This window comes from Streptomyces sp. NPDC055287, from assembly GCF_053646035.1.
The window spans coordinates 1-15,190 of record NZ_JBSHNE010000002.1; the positions used below are offsets into that span (position 1 = coordinate 1).

The 15,190-nt window shown below is 71.2% G+C and carries 17 protein-coding genes; 7 read left to right on the forward strand and 10 right to left on the reverse strand.

Annotated features, from left to right (window positions below):
• The first annotated feature begins 104 nt into the window (after nucleotides 1–104).
• The 4 genes from ACWIHY_RS03315 to ACWIHY_RS03330 all read left to right on the forward strand — a co-directional run bounded on the left by ACWIHY_RS03315 (nucleotide 105) and on the right by ACWIHY_RS03330 (nucleotide 4,194).
• Nucleotides 105–1,571 carry an ABC transporter permease gene (locus ACWIHY_RS03315; RefSeq protein WP_454373884.1) on the forward strand — a complete coding sequence of 489 codons (1,467 nt, stop codon included), beginning with the start codon at nucleotides 105–107 and terminating at the stop codon, nucleotides 1,569–1,571.
• A 42-nt stretch (nucleotides 1,572–1,613) separates the two neighbouring features.
• Nucleotides 1,614–2,300 (forward strand): ABC transporter ATP-binding protein, encoded by a 687-nt coding sequence (locus ACWIHY_RS03320; RefSeq protein ID WP_454373885.1) that lies wholly within the window; start codon nucleotides 1,614–1,616, stop codon nucleotides 2,298–2,300.
• An 86-nt stretch (nucleotides 2,301–2,386) separates the two neighbouring features.
• Complete coding sequence (locus ACWIHY_RS03325; protein ID WP_454373886.1) at nucleotides 2,387–3,373, forward strand: GNAT family N-acetyltransferase; 987 nt, start codon at nucleotides 2,387–2,389, stop codon at nucleotides 3,371–3,373.
• Between the two features lie 59 nt (nucleotides 3,374–3,432).
• Nucleotides 3,433–4,194: a globin domain-containing protein gene (locus ACWIHY_RS03330; RefSeq protein ID WP_454373887.1), complete on the forward strand. Its 762-nt coding sequence runs from the start codon at nucleotides 3,433–3,435 to the stop codon at nucleotides 4,192–4,194.
• A gap of 22 nt (nucleotides 4,195–4,216) precedes the next feature.
• Here ACWIHY_RS03330 and ACWIHY_RS03335 read toward each other — a convergent pair whose 3' ends face one another.
• Nucleotides 4,217–4,693, reverse strand: coding sequence for an N-acetyltransferase family protein (locus ACWIHY_RS03335; RefSeq protein ID WP_454373888.1), 477 nt, complete (start codon nucleotides 4,691–4,693; stop codon nucleotides 4,217–4,219).
• Complete coding sequence (locus tag ACWIHY_RS03340) at nucleotides 4,690–5,544, reverse strand: helix-turn-helix transcriptional regulator (protein ID WP_454373889.1); 855 nt, start codon at nucleotides 5,542–5,544, stop codon at nucleotides 4,690–4,692. Before ACWIHY_RS03340 ends, ACWIHY_RS03335 begins: the two co-directional genes overlap by 4 nt.
• A 129-nt stretch (nucleotides 5,545–5,673) precedes the next feature.
• Here ACWIHY_RS03340 and ACWIHY_RS03345 point away from each other — a divergent pair, with 129 nt between their 5' ends.
• Together ACWIHY_RS03345 and ACWIHY_RS03350 are read left to right on the forward strand one after the other, a co-directional pair.
• Nucleotides 5,674–6,750, forward strand: coding sequence for an NAD(P)-dependent alcohol dehydrogenase (locus tag ACWIHY_RS03345; protein WP_454373890.1), 1,077 nt, complete (start codon nucleotides 5,674–5,676; stop codon nucleotides 6,748–6,750).
• Nucleotides 6,751–6,971: 221 nt separating this feature from the next.
• On the forward strand, nucleotides 6,972–7,313 hold the full coding sequence (locus ACWIHY_RS03350) for a DUF1330 domain-containing protein (RefSeq protein WP_454373891.1): 342 nt from the start codon (nucleotides 6,972–6,974) through the stop codon (nucleotides 7,311–7,313).
• Nucleotides 7,314–7,392: 79 nt separating this feature from the next.
• On the opposite strand, the gene ACWIHY_RS03355 is transcribed toward ACWIHY_RS03350, so the two are convergent.
• The 8 genes from ACWIHY_RS03355 to ACWIHY_RS03390 form a co-directional block, all read right to left on the reverse strand.
• Nucleotides 7,393–8,463 (reverse strand): hypothetical protein, encoded by a 1,071-nt coding sequence (locus tag ACWIHY_RS03355; protein ID WP_454373892.1) that lies wholly within the window; start codon nucleotides 8,461–8,463, stop codon nucleotides 7,393–7,395.
• 51 nt (nucleotides 8,464–8,514) lie between these two features.
• Nucleotides 8,515–9,204 (reverse strand): GNAT family N-acetyltransferase, encoded by a 690-nt coding sequence (locus tag ACWIHY_RS03360; protein WP_454373893.1) that lies wholly within the window; start codon nucleotides 9,202–9,204, stop codon nucleotides 8,515–8,517.
• Between the two features lie 52 nt (nucleotides 9,205–9,256).
• Complete coding sequence (locus ACWIHY_RS03365; protein WP_454373894.1) at nucleotides 9,257–9,676, reverse strand: DUF7919 family protein; 420 nt, start codon at nucleotides 9,674–9,676, stop codon at nucleotides 9,257–9,259.
• Nucleotides 9,677–10,049: 373 nt separating this feature from the next.
• Complete coding sequence (locus ACWIHY_RS03370) at nucleotides 10,050–10,589, reverse strand: hypothetical protein (RefSeq protein ID WP_454373895.1); 540 nt, start codon at nucleotides 10,587–10,589, stop codon at nucleotides 10,050–10,052.
• A gap of 19 nt (nucleotides 10,590–10,608) precedes the next feature.
• Nucleotides 10,609–11,205 carry a DUF3885 domain-containing protein gene (locus ACWIHY_RS03375; RefSeq protein WP_454373896.1) on the reverse strand — a complete coding sequence of 199 codons (597 nt, stop codon included), beginning with the start codon at nucleotides 11,203–11,205 and terminating at the stop codon, nucleotides 10,609–10,611.
• Nucleotides 11,202–11,864: a peptide-methionine (S)-S-oxide reductase MsrA gene (gene msrA / locus ACWIHY_RS03380; RefSeq protein ID WP_454373897.1), complete on the reverse strand. Its 663-nt coding sequence runs from the start codon at nucleotides 11,862–11,864 to the stop codon at nucleotides 11,202–11,204. The genes ACWIHY_RS03375 and msrA overlap by 4 nt, the downstream gene beginning before the upstream one ends.
• A 90-nt stretch (nucleotides 11,865–11,954) precedes the next feature.
• A complete protein-coding gene (locus ACWIHY_RS03385; RefSeq protein ID WP_454373898.1) occupies nucleotides 11,955–12,497 on the reverse strand; it encodes a hypothetical protein in 543 nt (180 codons plus the stop codon).
• A gap of 183 nt (nucleotides 12,498–12,680) precedes the next feature.
• A complete protein-coding gene (locus ACWIHY_RS03390; protein WP_454373899.1) occupies nucleotides 12,681–13,787 on the reverse strand; it encodes a hypothetical protein in 1,107 nt (368 codons plus the stop codon).
• Between the two features lie 91 nt (nucleotides 13,788–13,878).
• On the opposite strand from ACWIHY_RS03390, the gene ACWIHY_RS03395 reads away from it, so the two are divergent.
• On the forward strand, nucleotides 13,879–15,024 hold the full coding sequence (locus ACWIHY_RS03395) for a cystathionine gamma-synthase (protein WP_454373900.1): 1,146 nt from the start codon (nucleotides 13,879–13,881) through the stop codon (nucleotides 15,022–15,024).
• The last annotated feature ends 166 nt before the right edge of the window (nucleotides 15,025–15,190 follow it).

Genomic DNA, 15,190 nt, shown 5'->3' on the forward strand with positions numbered 1-15,190 from the left:
CCCCGATTCGGGGTGGCGCCCGCCGCCGTCGGCGTTCCCGGCTTCTCATGCGGCTCTCAGACCGGCCTTATCCAGCCATCACGAGCCGCCCATAGCTTCGCGCCATGTTCTTCACCTACCTCCGGCGCGAACTGCGCCGCCGCAGAAAGGCGGCGTTCGTCGTCGCCTCTGGGCTCGCGCTGGGCATCGCGCTGGTCATCGTGGTCAGTTCGGTCTCCGCCGGCATGGGCCGCGCCCAGGGCAAGGTCCTGGAATCGCTGTACGGACTGGGGACCGACATAACGGTCACCAAGGCCGCCGCGCCGCCCGGCGAGAACGACACCAGCCGTGGACCGCGCTTCGAGTTCGACGCCAAGGACAGCGGCGACGACAAGGAGCAGAGCAGCGACCGGGTGATGGTGCAGGGCTTCCAGACCCTGGCGTCCTCCACCGTCGACAAGGTCTCCGAGCAGGACGGCGTCGCGGACGCCGTCGGCGGCCTCAGCCTCCAGGTCCTCAAGGTCAGCGGCCAGTTCAAGCGCGGCGAGGTCGAGAAGGCGCAGCCCGCCGCGCCGGGCAGCCCGGGCGGGGGTGCCGGTGGTGGCGGCGCGGTGCGCGGTGGCGGCGCCGCCTTCGGCGTCGACTCCTTCTCCGTGTACGGAACCGACGTCACCGAGCCCGCGCTCGGCCCGCTCACCTCCTCCAGGATCACCTCGGGGCGCACCTTCACCGAAGCCGAGACGGACGCCAAGGTCGCCGTCGTCGACAGCGCGTACGCGAAGGAGAAGAAGCTGGGGACCGGCAAGACCGTCACCGTCTCCGGTACGAAGTACAAGATCATCGGCCTCGCCACGGCCGACAGCGGTGACGCCGCCGCCAACGTGTACGTCCCCCTCCAGCAGGCCCAGACCCTGGCCGACGTCAAGAACAAGGTCACCACCGTCTACGTGAGGGCTGCGGACTCGCAGCGCATCGACGGCGTCAAGACGGCCGTGCAGAAGAACATCCCGGGCACGACCGTCACCACCTCCGCCGACCTCGCCAGCACCGTCTCCGGCTCCCTCTCCACCGCGTCCGACCTCGCCACCAGCGTCGGAAAGTGGCTGTCCATCGTCGTACTGGCCGCCGCCTTCCTGGTGGCCGGGCTACTCACCTCGTCGGCGGTCAGCCGCCGCGTACAAGAGTTCGGCACGCTCAAGGCGCTCGGCTGGAAGAGCGGCCGCGTCACCCGCCAGGTCGTCGGCGAAGCCCTGGCCAACGGTCTGCTCGGCGGCGCCCTCGGAATCGCCGTGGGTGTGGGCGGCGCCTACCTCGTCACCGCGATCAGCCCCACCCTCACCGCGCAGCTCGGCGGCGCGGGCGGCGGTGGCGGCGGGGCCGCCGCGACGGTGACAGGGCCCGGTGGCATGGGCGGCCCGGTCCGGCAGGCCACCGGCAAGGCCGTCGAAATCGCGCTCACCGCGCCCGTCTCCGTCACCACCATCGGGCTCGCCGTGGCACTCGCCGTCGCGGGCGGGCTCATCGCGGGCGGATTCGGCGGCTGGCGCGCCTCCAGGCTCCGCCCGGCCGACGCGCTGCGCCGCGTCGCCTGACGTCCAGAACCCCTTCTCGTACCGCAGGAGTTGACCCCACCCATGTACCAGCTCAGAGGCGTCACCAAGCGCTACCGGCGCGGCAGGGAAACCATCGACGCGCTCGCGGGCGTCGACCTGACCATCGAGGACGGCGGCCGGCTCGTCATCCAGGGCCCCACCGGCGGCGGCAAGTCCACCCTCCTCCAGATGCTCGGCGGCCTCGACCGGCCGACGGCGGGCAGCGTCGAACTCGACGGCGTCGACCTGGCGGCGCTGCCGGAGGCCCGGCTCACCAAGGTCCGTGCCGAGAGCATCGGATTCGTCTTCCAGAGCTTCAACCTCATCCCCACCCTCACCGCCCAGGAGAACGTCGAGACGGCGCTCGTACCGCTGGGCCTCAAGGCGGCGGACCGACGCGAACGGGCAGGGGAGGCGCTGCACTCCGTAGGCCTCGGCGAACGCCTCGGCCACCTGCCCGGCGAGATGTCCGGCGGGCAGCAGCAGCGCGTCGCGATCGCCCGTGCGCTCGTCAAGCGACCCAAGGTGCTGCTCGCCGACGAGCCCACCGGCAACCTCGACGAGTCGATGCGGGACGAGATCATGGAGCTGCTCGAAGGGCTCTGGAAGGAGCACGGGCTGACGTTCGTGATGGTCACCCACGACAGCGCCATCGCCCGCCGCGCACCGCGCCTCGCCACGATCCGCAAGGGGCGCGTCACGGTGACCGAGAACGCGACGGCCTCCTGACGCGGTCGGCAGCCGCGGGGTGACCAGGACCGCACATCCGTAGAACTCGCGTGCGGACCTCCGGGTCCGCGCGTACGTTCCTACGCATGCCGATCACTGTGGAAACCCTGCACACTCCTCCCGCCGGTGCCGACGTGGACGCCTGGCACACCGTCGTCACCGCCGCCCACACCCACGACCTGCCCGCCGACATCCCGCCGCCGGGCAGGGCCGAGACCGCGGGCAAGCTCCAAGTGCCCTCGGCGCGCGGCCGCGTGGCACGCTTCGCCGTCACCGCGCCCGACGGGTCGTACGAAGGCGTCGCCTCGCTGCTCCTCCACACGGACCCCGGCAACGAGCACACCGCGTTCCTCGACATCCTGGCGGTACGCCCCGAAGCCCGGCGGCGGGGCGTCGGCGGCGCGCTGTGGGAGGCCGTACAGGCCGAACTGGCCGCCGACGGGCGCACCTCCGTCGCCACCGAACTCGAAGTCGGCGGCGAGGGTGAGAAGTTCGCCGACGCGCGCGGCTTCGAGAACGTACTGCCGATCACCTGGTACGTACAGGACACGTCCCTGCCGCGCCCGGACGGCGAGCTTCCCGACGGCTACACCTTCGCCGCCTGGGAAGGCGTCGTCCCCGACCACCTCGCCGACGCGTCGGCCCTCGCCCACGGCGCCATGGAGGACGCCCCCAGCGGCGACATGGACGAGGCGCCGCCGCTCTGGGACGCCGACAAGGTGCGCGCCGCCGCGCAGGTCATCCACGACCGGGGCGGCCTCATACTGACCGTCGCCGCCGTCGACACGCGCAGCGGCACCGAGACCATCGCCGCGTACACCGAACTCGTACTGCGCGACCCGTCGGACATCCGCGCGCTCCAGTACGACACCGTGGTCGTCCCCGCCCACCGGGGCCGTGGACTCGGCCGCGCGGTCAAGCTGCGGATGCTCCGGACACTGGCCCGGCAGCAGCCGCATGTACGGTGGATCGGCACCACGGTCGCCGACGAGAACGGCCCGATGCTCACCGTCAACGACGCACTCGGCTACGCGCGCGAGCGCGCCAGCGGAATCTTCCAGGCCAAGATCTGACGCGCGATCCGACACGCGCGATCCGACACGTCTGACACGTCTTTCAGGGGGAAGAGATCATGACCGTCGAATACATCCGCTACCGCATCCCCGACGACCGTGCCGCCGAGTTCGAGGCGGCGTACGCCCGCGCATCCGTGCAGCTCGCCCGGTCGCCGCAGTGCGTCGAGTACGAACTCGCCCGCTGCGAGGAGGAGTCCGCGAACTACATCCTGCGGATCGTCTGGACCTCGACCCGCGACCACCTCGAAGGGTTCCGCGGCAGCGAGCAGTTCAAGGCCTTCCTCGCCGAGATCCGCCCGTACATCGAGCAGATCGAGGAGATGCGGCACTACGCTCCCACCGGCGTGCACGGCGCCGGCGGGTCCGTACCGTCCCTCTACACCTGGGCGGGCGGCGCCGAAGCCCTCAAGCGGCTCACCGAGACCTTCTACACGCACGTACGCAAGGACGAAATCCTCGCCCCCGTCTTCGCGGGCATGTCGCCCGACCGCCCCGCCCATGTCGCGCTCTGGCTCGGCGAGGTCTTCGGCGGACCCGCCCGCTACACCGACGAGCACGGCGGCTACCCCGCCATGCTCGCCCACCACCTCGACAAGGCCATCACCGAGGAGCAGCGCCGCCGCTGGGTGTCCCTGCTGCTGGACGCGGCGGACGAGACGGGCCTGCCGGACGACCCCGAATTCCGGTCCGCCTTCGTCGCGTACGTCGAATGGGGCACCCGGATCGCCCTCACCAACTCCCAGCCGGGAGCCACCCCGCCGCGCCGGGCGCCGGTACCGCGGTGGGGCTGGGGCGTGGCGCCGCCGTACCAGCCCTGAGGGCCGGGCCTGGCGGGCCGGTTCAGCTCTCCGGCGCCCACACGTAGCGGACGTCCGGCTCGCGCTCCTCGTTGCGCGAGCCGTCCGTCCGCTCGGCCTCGCGGAAGCCGTGCCGCTCGTAGAAGCGGTGCGCGGGCTCGTTGACCTGGAAGGTCCACAGCTCCAGGCCGCCGGGCGACTGTTCCTTCGCGAGCTGTACGAAACGGTCGCCGATCCCGCGCCCCCGGTGCTCCGGCGCCAGGTACAGCTGCTCGATGCAGCCGGGCTCCAGCGCCATCATCCCGACCACGGCGCCGCCGCTCTCCGCCACCCACGTCTCCTGCTCCGGCACGACGACGTACCGGAAGAAGTCCCGCACCCCGTCGTCGCTGTGCGCCCGCTTCACCGTGGGCAGCGCGGCGTCGTACGACCGCAGCCACACCTCGGACACGGCGGCGGCATCGTCGGAACCGGCCGCCCGGCGCAGGGTCACGGTCTCGTCGTGCGTCGTGCCGCTCATCCGCGTATCTCCATGTTCATGTCCGTCCCCCAGCTCGCCAGCAGGTGCAGGGATGCCTGCGAGGGCGAGCCCGGCTCCGCGTGGAAGGTGATCAGGTGCTGCTCGGGATCGTCGGCCAGCGTCAGCGTCTCGTACGCCAGGGTCAGTTCACCGACCAGGGGGTGGTGCAGGCGCTTGCTCCCGTGGCCCTTGTCCTTCACATGATGCGCGGCCCACAGACTCCTGAACACCTCGTTTTTCACCGACAGCTCGCCGACCAGCGCGGACAGCAGCGGATCGTCCGGATGGCAGCCCGCGTCCAGCCGCAGGTAGCTCACGACCTCGCACGCCTTGAACTCCCAGTCGACGTACACGTTCCGGTAGTCGTCGTCCAGGAAGAGGAGACGGGCGATGTTGCGCTCCTCCACGGGCAGCGCGGTGATGTCGCCGAACAGTGAGCGCGCCATGCGGTTGCAGCCGAGGACGTCGGTGCGCCGCCCCATGACGTACGCCGGCACCCCGTCCATGGCGTCCATCAGGTGCTGCATCCCGGGCCGCAGACGCTGCGGCCGCACAGGACGCTTCCGCTTCGGCGACGGCTTGGCGAGATGGGTCAGGTGGTCGCGCTCGGCGTCGGACAGTCGCAGGGCGCGGGCGATCGCGTCGAGTACGCCCATGGACACGTTGCGGCCGTTTCCCTGCTCCAGGCGCGTGTAGTACGCGACGGAGACCCCGGCGAGCTGCGCAAGCTCCTCGCGGCGCAGACCGGGGACGCGGCGGTGCCTGCCGAAGTCGGGCAGGCCGACGTCCTCGGGCTTGAGCCGCGCACGGCGGGAGCGGAGGAACTCACTCAGTTCGGCGCGCTGGTCCATGAAAGCCAAGTATTACCTCTCGTTGCCCTGGGTACGAAGGTGATCCTGTCCCCGCCAGTGGTACGCACAGCGGACGTACGCTCAACAGAGGGCTGGGTGGATGTCCGCAGCTCAGGCAGGCTTTCGAGCATGACCACTTCTACCTCTGTCCCGTCCGTGTCCTCCGTCTCGTCCGTCTCCGCGTACGCGGCTCCCTCCGCCAAGGCACCGCTGGAGAAGATCTCCGTGCCGCGCCGCCCGGTCGGCGAGCACGACGTGCTGATCGAGATCAAGTACGCGGGCATCTGTCACTCCGACATCCACCAGGTCCGTGACGGCTGGGGCGAGGGCATCTACCCGATGGTCCCCGGCCACGAGATCGCCGGCATCGTCACCGAGACCGGCGCCGGAGTCAGCAAGTACGCGGTCGGCGACCGCGTCGGCGTGGGCTGCCTCGTCGACTCCTGCCGTGAGTGCGAGGCCTGCCTCGCCGGCCAGGAGCAGCACTGCGCCAAGGGCGCGACGGGCACGTACAACGCTGTCGACAAGAACGGCGAGCCGACGTACGGCGGCTACTCCACCCACCTTGTCGTCGACGAGAGCTACGCCGTCCGCATCCCCGAGGGCCTTTCGCTGGACGTCGCAGCGCCGCTGCTGTGCGCGGGCATCACCCTCTACTCCCCGCTCAACCACTGGAAGGCGGGCCCCGGCAAGAAGGTCGCGATCCTCGGCCTGGGCGGGCTCGGGCACATGGGCGTCAAGATCGCGGACGCGCTGGGTGCCGAGGTGACCGTACTGAGCCAGAGCCTCCGCAAGAAGGAGGACGGGCTGCGGCTCGGCGCCGACCACTACTACGCGACCAGCGACCCGAAGACCTTCGAGGAGCTGGCCGGCTCCTTCGACCTGATCGTCTCGACGGTCTCGGCGCCGCTCGACATGGACGCGTACCTGGGCCTGCTGAAGGTGGGCGGGACGTTCGTGAACGTGGGCGCACCCGAGGAGCCCAACTCCCTCAACATGTTCTCGCTGATCGGCGGCAACAAGACGCTGGCCGGCTCGATGATCGGCGGTATCGCCGAGACGCAGGAGATGCTCGATTTCTGCGCGCGTCACGGCCTGGGCTCGGAGATCGAGCTCATCAGCGCGGACCAGATCAACGAGGCGTACGAGCGGGTCCTGGCGAGTGATGTGCGCTACCGCTTCGTGATCGACGCGGCGACGATCTGACGACGGGCGGGCGTACGGCTGACGGGCCCCGTGCTGTCCGGCGTCGGCGGCGGGAGGGCCCGCGGCCGGACAGCCCCGCGGCCGACGACCGGCCCCGCATTACCTGAGCGGTAATCGACGACAGGGGCGCTCGCCGGAAGGATGTGAGTCACCAGCCCGTCGGCTCACCAGCTGATCGGCTCGTCAACCGGTCCAGTCACTTCCCCTGGGAGGAACACATTATGAGCGCCTACGCCATCGGCCACCTGCGCGCCGCCGCCCAGCACGACGACGTCTTCGCGTACATGGAGCGGATCCAGGCCACCCTCGACCCCTTCGCGGGCCACTTCCTCGTCCATGGGACAGAGGTGGAGGTCCGCGAGGGGGAGTGGCCCGGATACCTGGTCGTCATAGGCTTCCCGGACATCGAGAAGGCGCGCGCCTGGTACGACTCCGAGGCCTACCAGGAGATCATCCCCCTGCGTACACGGCACATCACCGGTGACGTGATCCTGGCCGAAGGAGTCGCCCCCGGTTACGACGCTGCCGACACGGCGGCGAGGATGCGGCAGCAGGCGGGGTGACGCCGGCGTCCGCCGCCGGCGCAGTGCCCGTGTGCCCCGCCGGCGTCGGTCGGCGGGGCATCACCCGTGTGCCCGCTCGCTACGGGCGGCCGGATCCCAGGGCGGCGAGGCCACGGGCGTGGTCGAAGACCACCGCGGGGTCGTTCGCGTCGGTCCACGGAGCGGCTCCGCACCAGCCGCCGATCAGCCGGAACTGCGCCAGGGCCTCGGCGTAACGCCCGGTCTTCACCAGCGTGGCGGCGAGCAGGTGCCGTATCCCGGGCAGCCGGTGATCGTCGGGGACCGCCTGCTCCAGATCGGCCTGCACGCGGGCGAGCACCGCCTTCGTGACCCAGGTGCGGTAGGCCTGGTCGCCGTCCTGAAGTACGGCCTCGTGCACGGCGTGCAGATAGATGCCCGAGAGCAGGGAGCCGGCCGGCGCGGACTCCGCCGCTTCCTTGGCGAACTTGAACATCAGCTTGTGCGAGCCGTACCACTTCTGGCACCAGTACTGGAGTGCCTGCCAGTGGGCGTCGTAATGCCGCGGCGCACGGGCCGTGACCTCGCCCCACAGCCGGCGGAACTCGTCGTGCGGGAGCCCGAGCCCACGCGCGGCGGCGACCATCGTGATCCACGGCGAGGGGTCGCGCGGGGCGAGCGCGGCCGCTTCCCGGGCGGCGTACATCGCCGTCGGCAGCAGCTCGGCGAAGAGCGCCATCTGTTCGTCCGAGGTCTGCCCGGCGTACTTCACACCACGCGCCGCCCAGGCGCGCAGGAGGAGGGAGTGGGCGTGCACGACGACGGCGTCCGCGTCCCGCGGCCGCTCGGCGCGCCAGATCCGCAGCCAGCGCTCGTCCTCCACGGCGACGTCCGCGAAGACTCCGACGAGCCGCCAGCGCGTTTCCCAGTCCTCGTCGTCCGTGGCTGAGGCCAGCAGGCCGGAGGCGGGCTCCCAGTCGCCCTGGCAGGCGGCCTCGACGGCGAGGTGCAGAGCGGGCTCGTCGCGGGGCGGACCGGAACGACGGCTGTCGAGCTCGTCGCGCGGGACGAGACCGTAGGCGGCGGCGTCGAAGCGCTTGGCCCGGTGGTTGCGGAGGGCGAGGCGGGTGACATGGACGAGGGCCCAGGCGAGACCGGCGAGGCCGACGACGGGGATGAGGTTCGTGAACACGGGACGTAATAATCCCTGGTCAGGATCACAGTATGTGCACGAGCGGGAGAATTACCGGACTCGGTCCGAGGTGTGGTTCGCGCCGCTGGGGTCCCCCTGCCACTGGCTGCGGTCCAGGGCGTACTCGACCTCCCCCTGCTCCCAGCCGTCGATGCTGTCGGGCCACTCCCCGTACCAGCGGCGTACGAAGCGGAGTCCCGCCTTCGCCATCACGCGCCGGGAACGGGAGTTGACGTACATGGTGTCTGCCTTGACGCGCTGCACGCCGAGATCGGTGAACCCCTTGTCGATCAGGGCGCGGGCCCCTTCCGTGGCGTAACCGCGCCCCCAGGCGGCCCGGGCGAGCCGGTACCCGAGCTCGACGACATCGGCGCTGTCGTCGGCCAGCGGCCGGAACTCGAACCATCCGAGGAACGCTCCGGTGGCCTTTTCCTCGGCGGCCCAGAAGCCGCGGGTGCCGATGCAGGGATAGTCGCGCATCAGCTGCGGCAGGACGCGCTCGACGACGAAGGTGCGGGAGGTGGGCCGGCCGCCGTTGAGGAAGCGCATGACTTCGGGGTCGCTGTCGAGGGCGACGAGCCGTTCGATGTCACTGCGGGGGTCGCGGCAGATGTCACTGCCGGGGTCGCGTCCGGGACCGTTGTTGAGGTCGTCGTGGGCGCCGTTGCCGGCGTCGTTGTCCTCAGGATCACAGAACGGCCGAAGTACGAGCCGGTCCGTCTCCAGAAAGATGCTGGGCATTTGCTGATCGTCGCGTCCGGCGCTGATGCCCGCCACCGAATAAGGGGGCGGGTCAACTTCTGGAGGCCAGGACCGCTCGGACGAACTCGGCCGGGGGCGCGTAGTCGTGGGCCTCGACATAGTGGGTGATCAGCTCTGGCGCGGCGTAGACGACGCCCTCGCCGATGACGCGTATCTCGGCACTGCCGCGCGGACAGTTGTCCCGCGCGCCGAGGAGGCCGAGCAGCCTCGCGGCGCACCAGGGGCAGAAGTGGTACCCACGGGTCTGCTGGACGCGGTGGGTGTGCTGCATGGCCTTGAGCGTTTCCGCCAGGCCGGGCGGAGTGTCGCCCTTGGTGTACGGCCTGACCCGCGCGAGCCAGCCGACATTCACCTGCGGAAGCCCACGGAAGTCCCGGGCGGCGTCGGGTTGTTCATGCGTCATCTGGTCGGTGTCGTAGGTGTAGGGCGTCAGGTCTGCGTAGTAAGTCATGGTTGCTGTCTACCAGTCGCATTGGCGCGCACGCGCATGGGCGCGACGGGGGCGGGCTCGGAGGTCGGGGTCGGGGGGAGGGGCGCCGCCCCCGACAGGGACCGCACCCCAGCCACTCACCCGACAGCCACCGAACCGACCCGCGCCGCTCCCGCGCCTGCCGTGCTGGGCGTTTCCTTCGGGCCATTCCCGTACAGGCGTGGGCGGCGCCCCGGCCCACCGACACTCGAGCGCTCAGGGACGGCCCGAAACCCCCTGCAAGAACCCGTGGTTGGTCGCGGATCCTGTTCGCTCACGTCTCCGACTCCGGCCTCGGAGCCCCGGGCCGTCGTCGCTGACGACACGTTCCGCCAGCTCGCCTATGCCGCATCCCTCATCCTCCTGGGCGCGGGCGCAGATGTGGGGGCAAGGGGCGGCCGAGCAGGTCCCGGGTGGGCTGCACCGTGCGTACGTGTGCCGCCCGCCGGCCGGGGTGGTGTTCCTCCCACCCGTACAGGAATCGGTTCGCAGCGCGATCGAACGAGACGGTGCCGACCGGTTCGGGCCCAAGGCCGAACTCCTCCCGGCACCACGCCATCATCGCCCCGGCCAGGCCCTCCGCCTGGAAGCCCGCCTCGGGGAACAACACGCGATGGACCGTCAGCAGAGTGAGTACCCGTGGCGGCAGGATGCCTTCCGTCTCTGCCGCCACCGCCCCCAATCCGCGCCGCAGCCAGCCGACTTCGTCCGGCGTGAGGCGCAGCCCCGAGCGGTCGGAGGGCGGGTGGTTCAGGACCGGCCCGGTGTCCAGCCATATGCGGGCGCTGATCCGGTCGCCGCCGACCGGCGGCGCCGCCACCGGGGCCGAGGCGGCCGTGAGGTCGATCGCGATTCCCCAGCCCGGGCCGAGCACTCGGTAGGCAATCGTTCGCATCAACTGTCCACACGCTCCCTCAAAGACCGCCCGGATGGCTGGAGAGCCAGTCGGCGTGCCGGTCGCGCAGCCGGGATCGCTCCGCAGACGTGGTGAGGACTACGTCCGCGCCGCCGTCGTACGGGTGGTGGATGCGTCGAAGTTCCGTATCGGTGAAGAACACCTCGACGACCGCCTCGTCCGCGACGGCGCGCAACAGCTCATCGACGCAGCCGCGCTCCCACGGGCGCCGGTCGGCGTACAGACGTGTGTGGGTGCAGGACTCCGCATCGGGCTCGTCCCGTTCCGACTCGGTCCACCAGCGGATGCCGTCGGGGTGCAGTGTCTCTCGCGGCGTCGGGTACCCGGCGGGCCCGGTCGGCGTGTCCGACCAGTCCATGGTCACCACGAACACGTCCGTCCCCGCGAACAGTTCGTCGAGGACCGTGTTGTACCGGTCCAGCACGATCGCGTACTCGTCCTCGGACTCCGGGTAGCGCTTCGAGTCCGGGAGGCTGTGGAAGCGCACCCAGCGGTCCGCGTACGCACTGCGGAACGTGTGGGCGATGGGCGGACCCGCCGGCCGACGTTCCCGCCACAGCCCCGCCAGCAGCGCTGGGCTGAAGCCGGAGCTCACCCTTCGGCTCGCGCCACGCCGATCGGGCACGAGACGCCGGTCCCGCCGATGCCGCAGTAACCCGCCGGATTCTTGTCGAGGTACTGCTGGTGGTACGGCTCCGCCGGCCAGAACGGTCGGCTGTCCGCCGGGAGGATCTCCGTGGTGATCGTCCCGTGGCCGGAGTACGTGAGGACCTTCTGGTACGCCTCGCGGGACGCCTCCGCCGCTGCCGCCTGGGCGGGGGAGTGGGTGTAGACCGCCGAGCGGTACTGCGTGCCCACGTCGTTGCCCTGGCGGAAGCCCTGGGTCGGGTTGTGGTTCTCCCAGAAGACCTTCAGCAACTGCTCGTACGAGACGACCGACGGGTCGAAGACGACACGCACCGCCTCCGTGTGACCCGTCAGGCCCGAGCAGGCCTCCTCGTACGCCGGGTTCTCGGTGTAGCCGCCCTGGTAGCCGACGAGCGTCGTCCAGACGCCCTCCGTCTGCCAGAACTTGCGCTCCGCGCCCCAGAAACAGCCCATGCCGAAGTCGGCGATCTCCAGGCCGTCGGGGTACGGGCCCACGAGCGGGTTGCCGAGGACCGTGTGCCGGGAGGGAACCTCGAATTCAGGGGTCGAGCGGCCCTTCAGGGCCTGCTCCGGGGTGGGGAGCTGGGGGGTACGGCCGAACATCATGCGGATCTCCTCCTGGACGGTCTGCGCCTAGGGTCAACGCAGGAAGAGGGCGGAGGATTCCACCCCCGCTCCCCGCTCCCCCCGCCCCCGTCAGCCGCGGGCTTCGAGCACCCTCGCCGCGCAGTAGTCGCGGGCGTCCGTGTAGCGCTTCACCGGGTCGGCGGCATAGTCCCACGGGGTCTCGCCGATCCAGCCGTCGATGTGGCGGAACTGCTCGACGGCCTCCTCGTACCGGTCCTGCCAGTACAGCGTCCACGCCAGCATGTGACGGACCCGGATCGTCTGCCGCCCCTCAGGAGCCGCGGCCACGTCGACGAGCGCCGCGTCCACCGCCGCCACGATGTGCGGGGCCTTGTAGAACTCGTCCGGGTCCACGTCCCGTTCGCCCTGCTCGTGCTCGCAGTACGCGTACAGCGATATGTACGTCAGCAGGGAGCCCGGCACGCCCTCGAGGGCCGCCGCGCGCCCGAATTCCTCGGCCATTTCGTGCGAACCGCGCCACTTCGCGCGCCAGTACTGGAGCGCCGAGACCTGGGCGTCCACGTGGGACGGGTCGCGCTTCTCGATCTCGGCCCAGATGCGCTCGACCTCGGCGTGCGGATAGCCGAGCCCCACCGCGAGCGGCAGCTCCACGGCGTACGGGCACGGGTCGTCGCCGCTGAGCGCCTGCGCCTGGCTGACCTGCGCCTTCAGTGCCCAATGCGCGCAGGTCGGTGTGGATCGGGCCGCCGCTCGTCGCGCACGCGGGCACCTCCCCCCCCGCACCCCTGCCGCGCCGCCCTCCCCGACACTCCTCCCGCGCCGCCCCTCGGCGTGTCAGCCCGGCAGCGTCGCCGGGCTGCCGCCGTTCGCCTCGTAGCCGGCGACCGCCAGCGCCCGGTACACCGCGTAGTCGGCCGCCGGGTCGGGGCTGTGCGTCCAGGGCAGCGCGCCGACGTGCCCGTCCACGTGCCGCAGCTGGTTCATCGCCTCCGACCAGCGTTCGGCGCGTACGAGGAAGAGGACCAGCAGGTGCCGTACGTGCGCCAGCATCGGGTCGTCGGGGCGCGCGGCGTGCACCGCGTACAGCGCGCCCTCCATCGCCTTCGTCACGACCGCGCTCTGGTAGAAGCCGCGTACCAGATTGACCTCGGGCAGATGCTCGTACACCGCGAACAGGGGCAGCGCCGCGAGCAGCGAGCCCTGGGGAGCACGGGCGGCGGCAGCGGTCGCGAAGGTGTCGGCGGCCTGGCGTGAGCCGTGCCAGTTCTCGCTGCGGTAGCTCAGGGCCGCGAGGTGCGCGCCCATGTGGTCCGGCGCGCGGTCCAGGATCTTCGCCCACAGCTGGTCGAACTCAGGCTCGGGGTACGCGAGTCCGCGCGCCGCGGCCAGCTCGGTGATGTACGGAACGGGGTCGCCCGGCGCCAGCAGCGCCGCCTCGCGGCACACCGTACGGGCCTCCTCCAGGATGATCCGGAAATCGTCCGTGCCGGGCGTAGACGTACGCCACGCCTGCTGCACCAGGAACTCGGCGTGCACCTGCGCACCGCCCGCGTCCTTCGGCGACTCCGCGCGCCATGCCCGCAGCCAGCGCCCGCCTTCGCCGGGCAGCTGCGCCAGTTCCAGCGACGCGGCCCCGGCGAACGCCTGCACGCGCTGCCAGCGCACCTCGCCCTCCCTGGGCGTTCCGGCCAGCAGCTGGGCGGCGGCCCGCCAGTCCTGGGAGCGCTGCACCACTTCGAGTACGTCTTCCAGATCCTGGTCCGGGCCCGGCATCCGGACGTCGAGCAGCTCCTGGCGTACGAAGCCGTAGGCGGCCGGGTCGGCGGCGTCGGGGGAGCCGGGCGCGACCAGGCGGATGCCGCCGGCGCGCCTGCGCAGCACGATGGGGCCGACGACCGCCGCCAGCATGCACAGCGCGATCAGGAACCAGAGAATCTCCATGCCTCCATTGTCCCGGACGCCGCCGGCGGCATGGCCGGATGGGGTGGGATGAGAACGGGGCCGGTGCGCCGACGAACTACGCTCGTTTCCCATGAGCGATCAGCACAGTTTCGAGACTCTCGCGATCCACGCCGGAAACACCGCCGACCCCCTCACGGGCGCGGTCGTACCGCCGATCTATCAGGTGTCCACGTACAAGCAGGACGGCGTGGGCGGACTGCGCGGCGGCTATGAGTACAGCCGCAGCGCCAACCCGACACGCACCGCCCTGGAGGAGAACCTGGCGGCGCTGGAAGGCGGCAGCCTCGGGCTGGCCTTCGCGTCCGGTCTGGCGGCGGAGGACTGCCTGCTGCGGACACTGCTGAGCCCCGGTGACCACGTGGTCATCCCGAACGACGCGTACGGCGGCACCTTCCGCCTCTTCGCCAAGGTCGTCTCGCGGTGGGGCGTGACCTTCTCGGTGGCCGACACCTCCGACCCGGCGGCGGTAAGGGCCGCCCTCACCCCGCAGACCAAGGTCATCTGGGTCGAGACCCCTTCGAACCCGCTCCTCGGCATCAGCGACATCCAGGCGCTCGCGGGCATCGCGCGGGCGGCCGGTGTGCGCCTGGTCGTCGACAACACCTTCGCGAGCCCGTACCTCCAGCAGCCGCTCGCGCTCGGCGCGGATGTCGTCGTGCACTCGACGACGAAGTACATGGGCGGCCACTCGGACGTGGTCGGCGGCGCGCTGATCGTCAACGACGCGGCGCTGGGCGAGGAGCTGACGTACCACCAGAACGCGATGGGCGCGGTCGCCGGGCCCTTCGACGCGTGGCTCGTGCTGCGCGGCATCAAGACGCTCGCGGTGCGGATGGACCGCCACAGCGAGAACGCCACGCGCGTCGCGGACATGCTGACGCGGCACCCGCGCGTCACGCAGGTCCTGTACCCGGGGCTGCCGGAGCACCCGGGGCACGAGACCGCTGCCAAGCAGATGAAGGCGTTCGGCGGCATGGTGTCGTTCCGCGTCGAGGGCGGCGAGGAGGCGGCGGTCGAGGTCTGCAACCGCGCGAAGCTCTTCACACTGGGTGAGTCGCTGGGCGGTGTCGAGTCCCTGATCGAGCACCCGGGGCGGATGACGCACGCGTCGGCGGCGGGCTCCGCGCTGGAGGTTCCCGGGGACCTGGTGCGGCTGTCGGTGGGCATCGAGTCGGGCGACGACCTGCTGGCCGACCTGAAGCAGATGCTGGGCTGACCCGGCCGTCGTCCCGCGCCGCCCCCCGGTCAGGAGCCGCCCTGCGGCCCGGGGGGCGGCGCGGGGGCCGGGGCGGGGAGGGGGCGTACGGGTTGCCTGCGGCGCTCTCTCCGACCCGCCCCCTTCCCCGAACCGGGGCCACTGCCCCGGACCCCGCTCCTCAAGC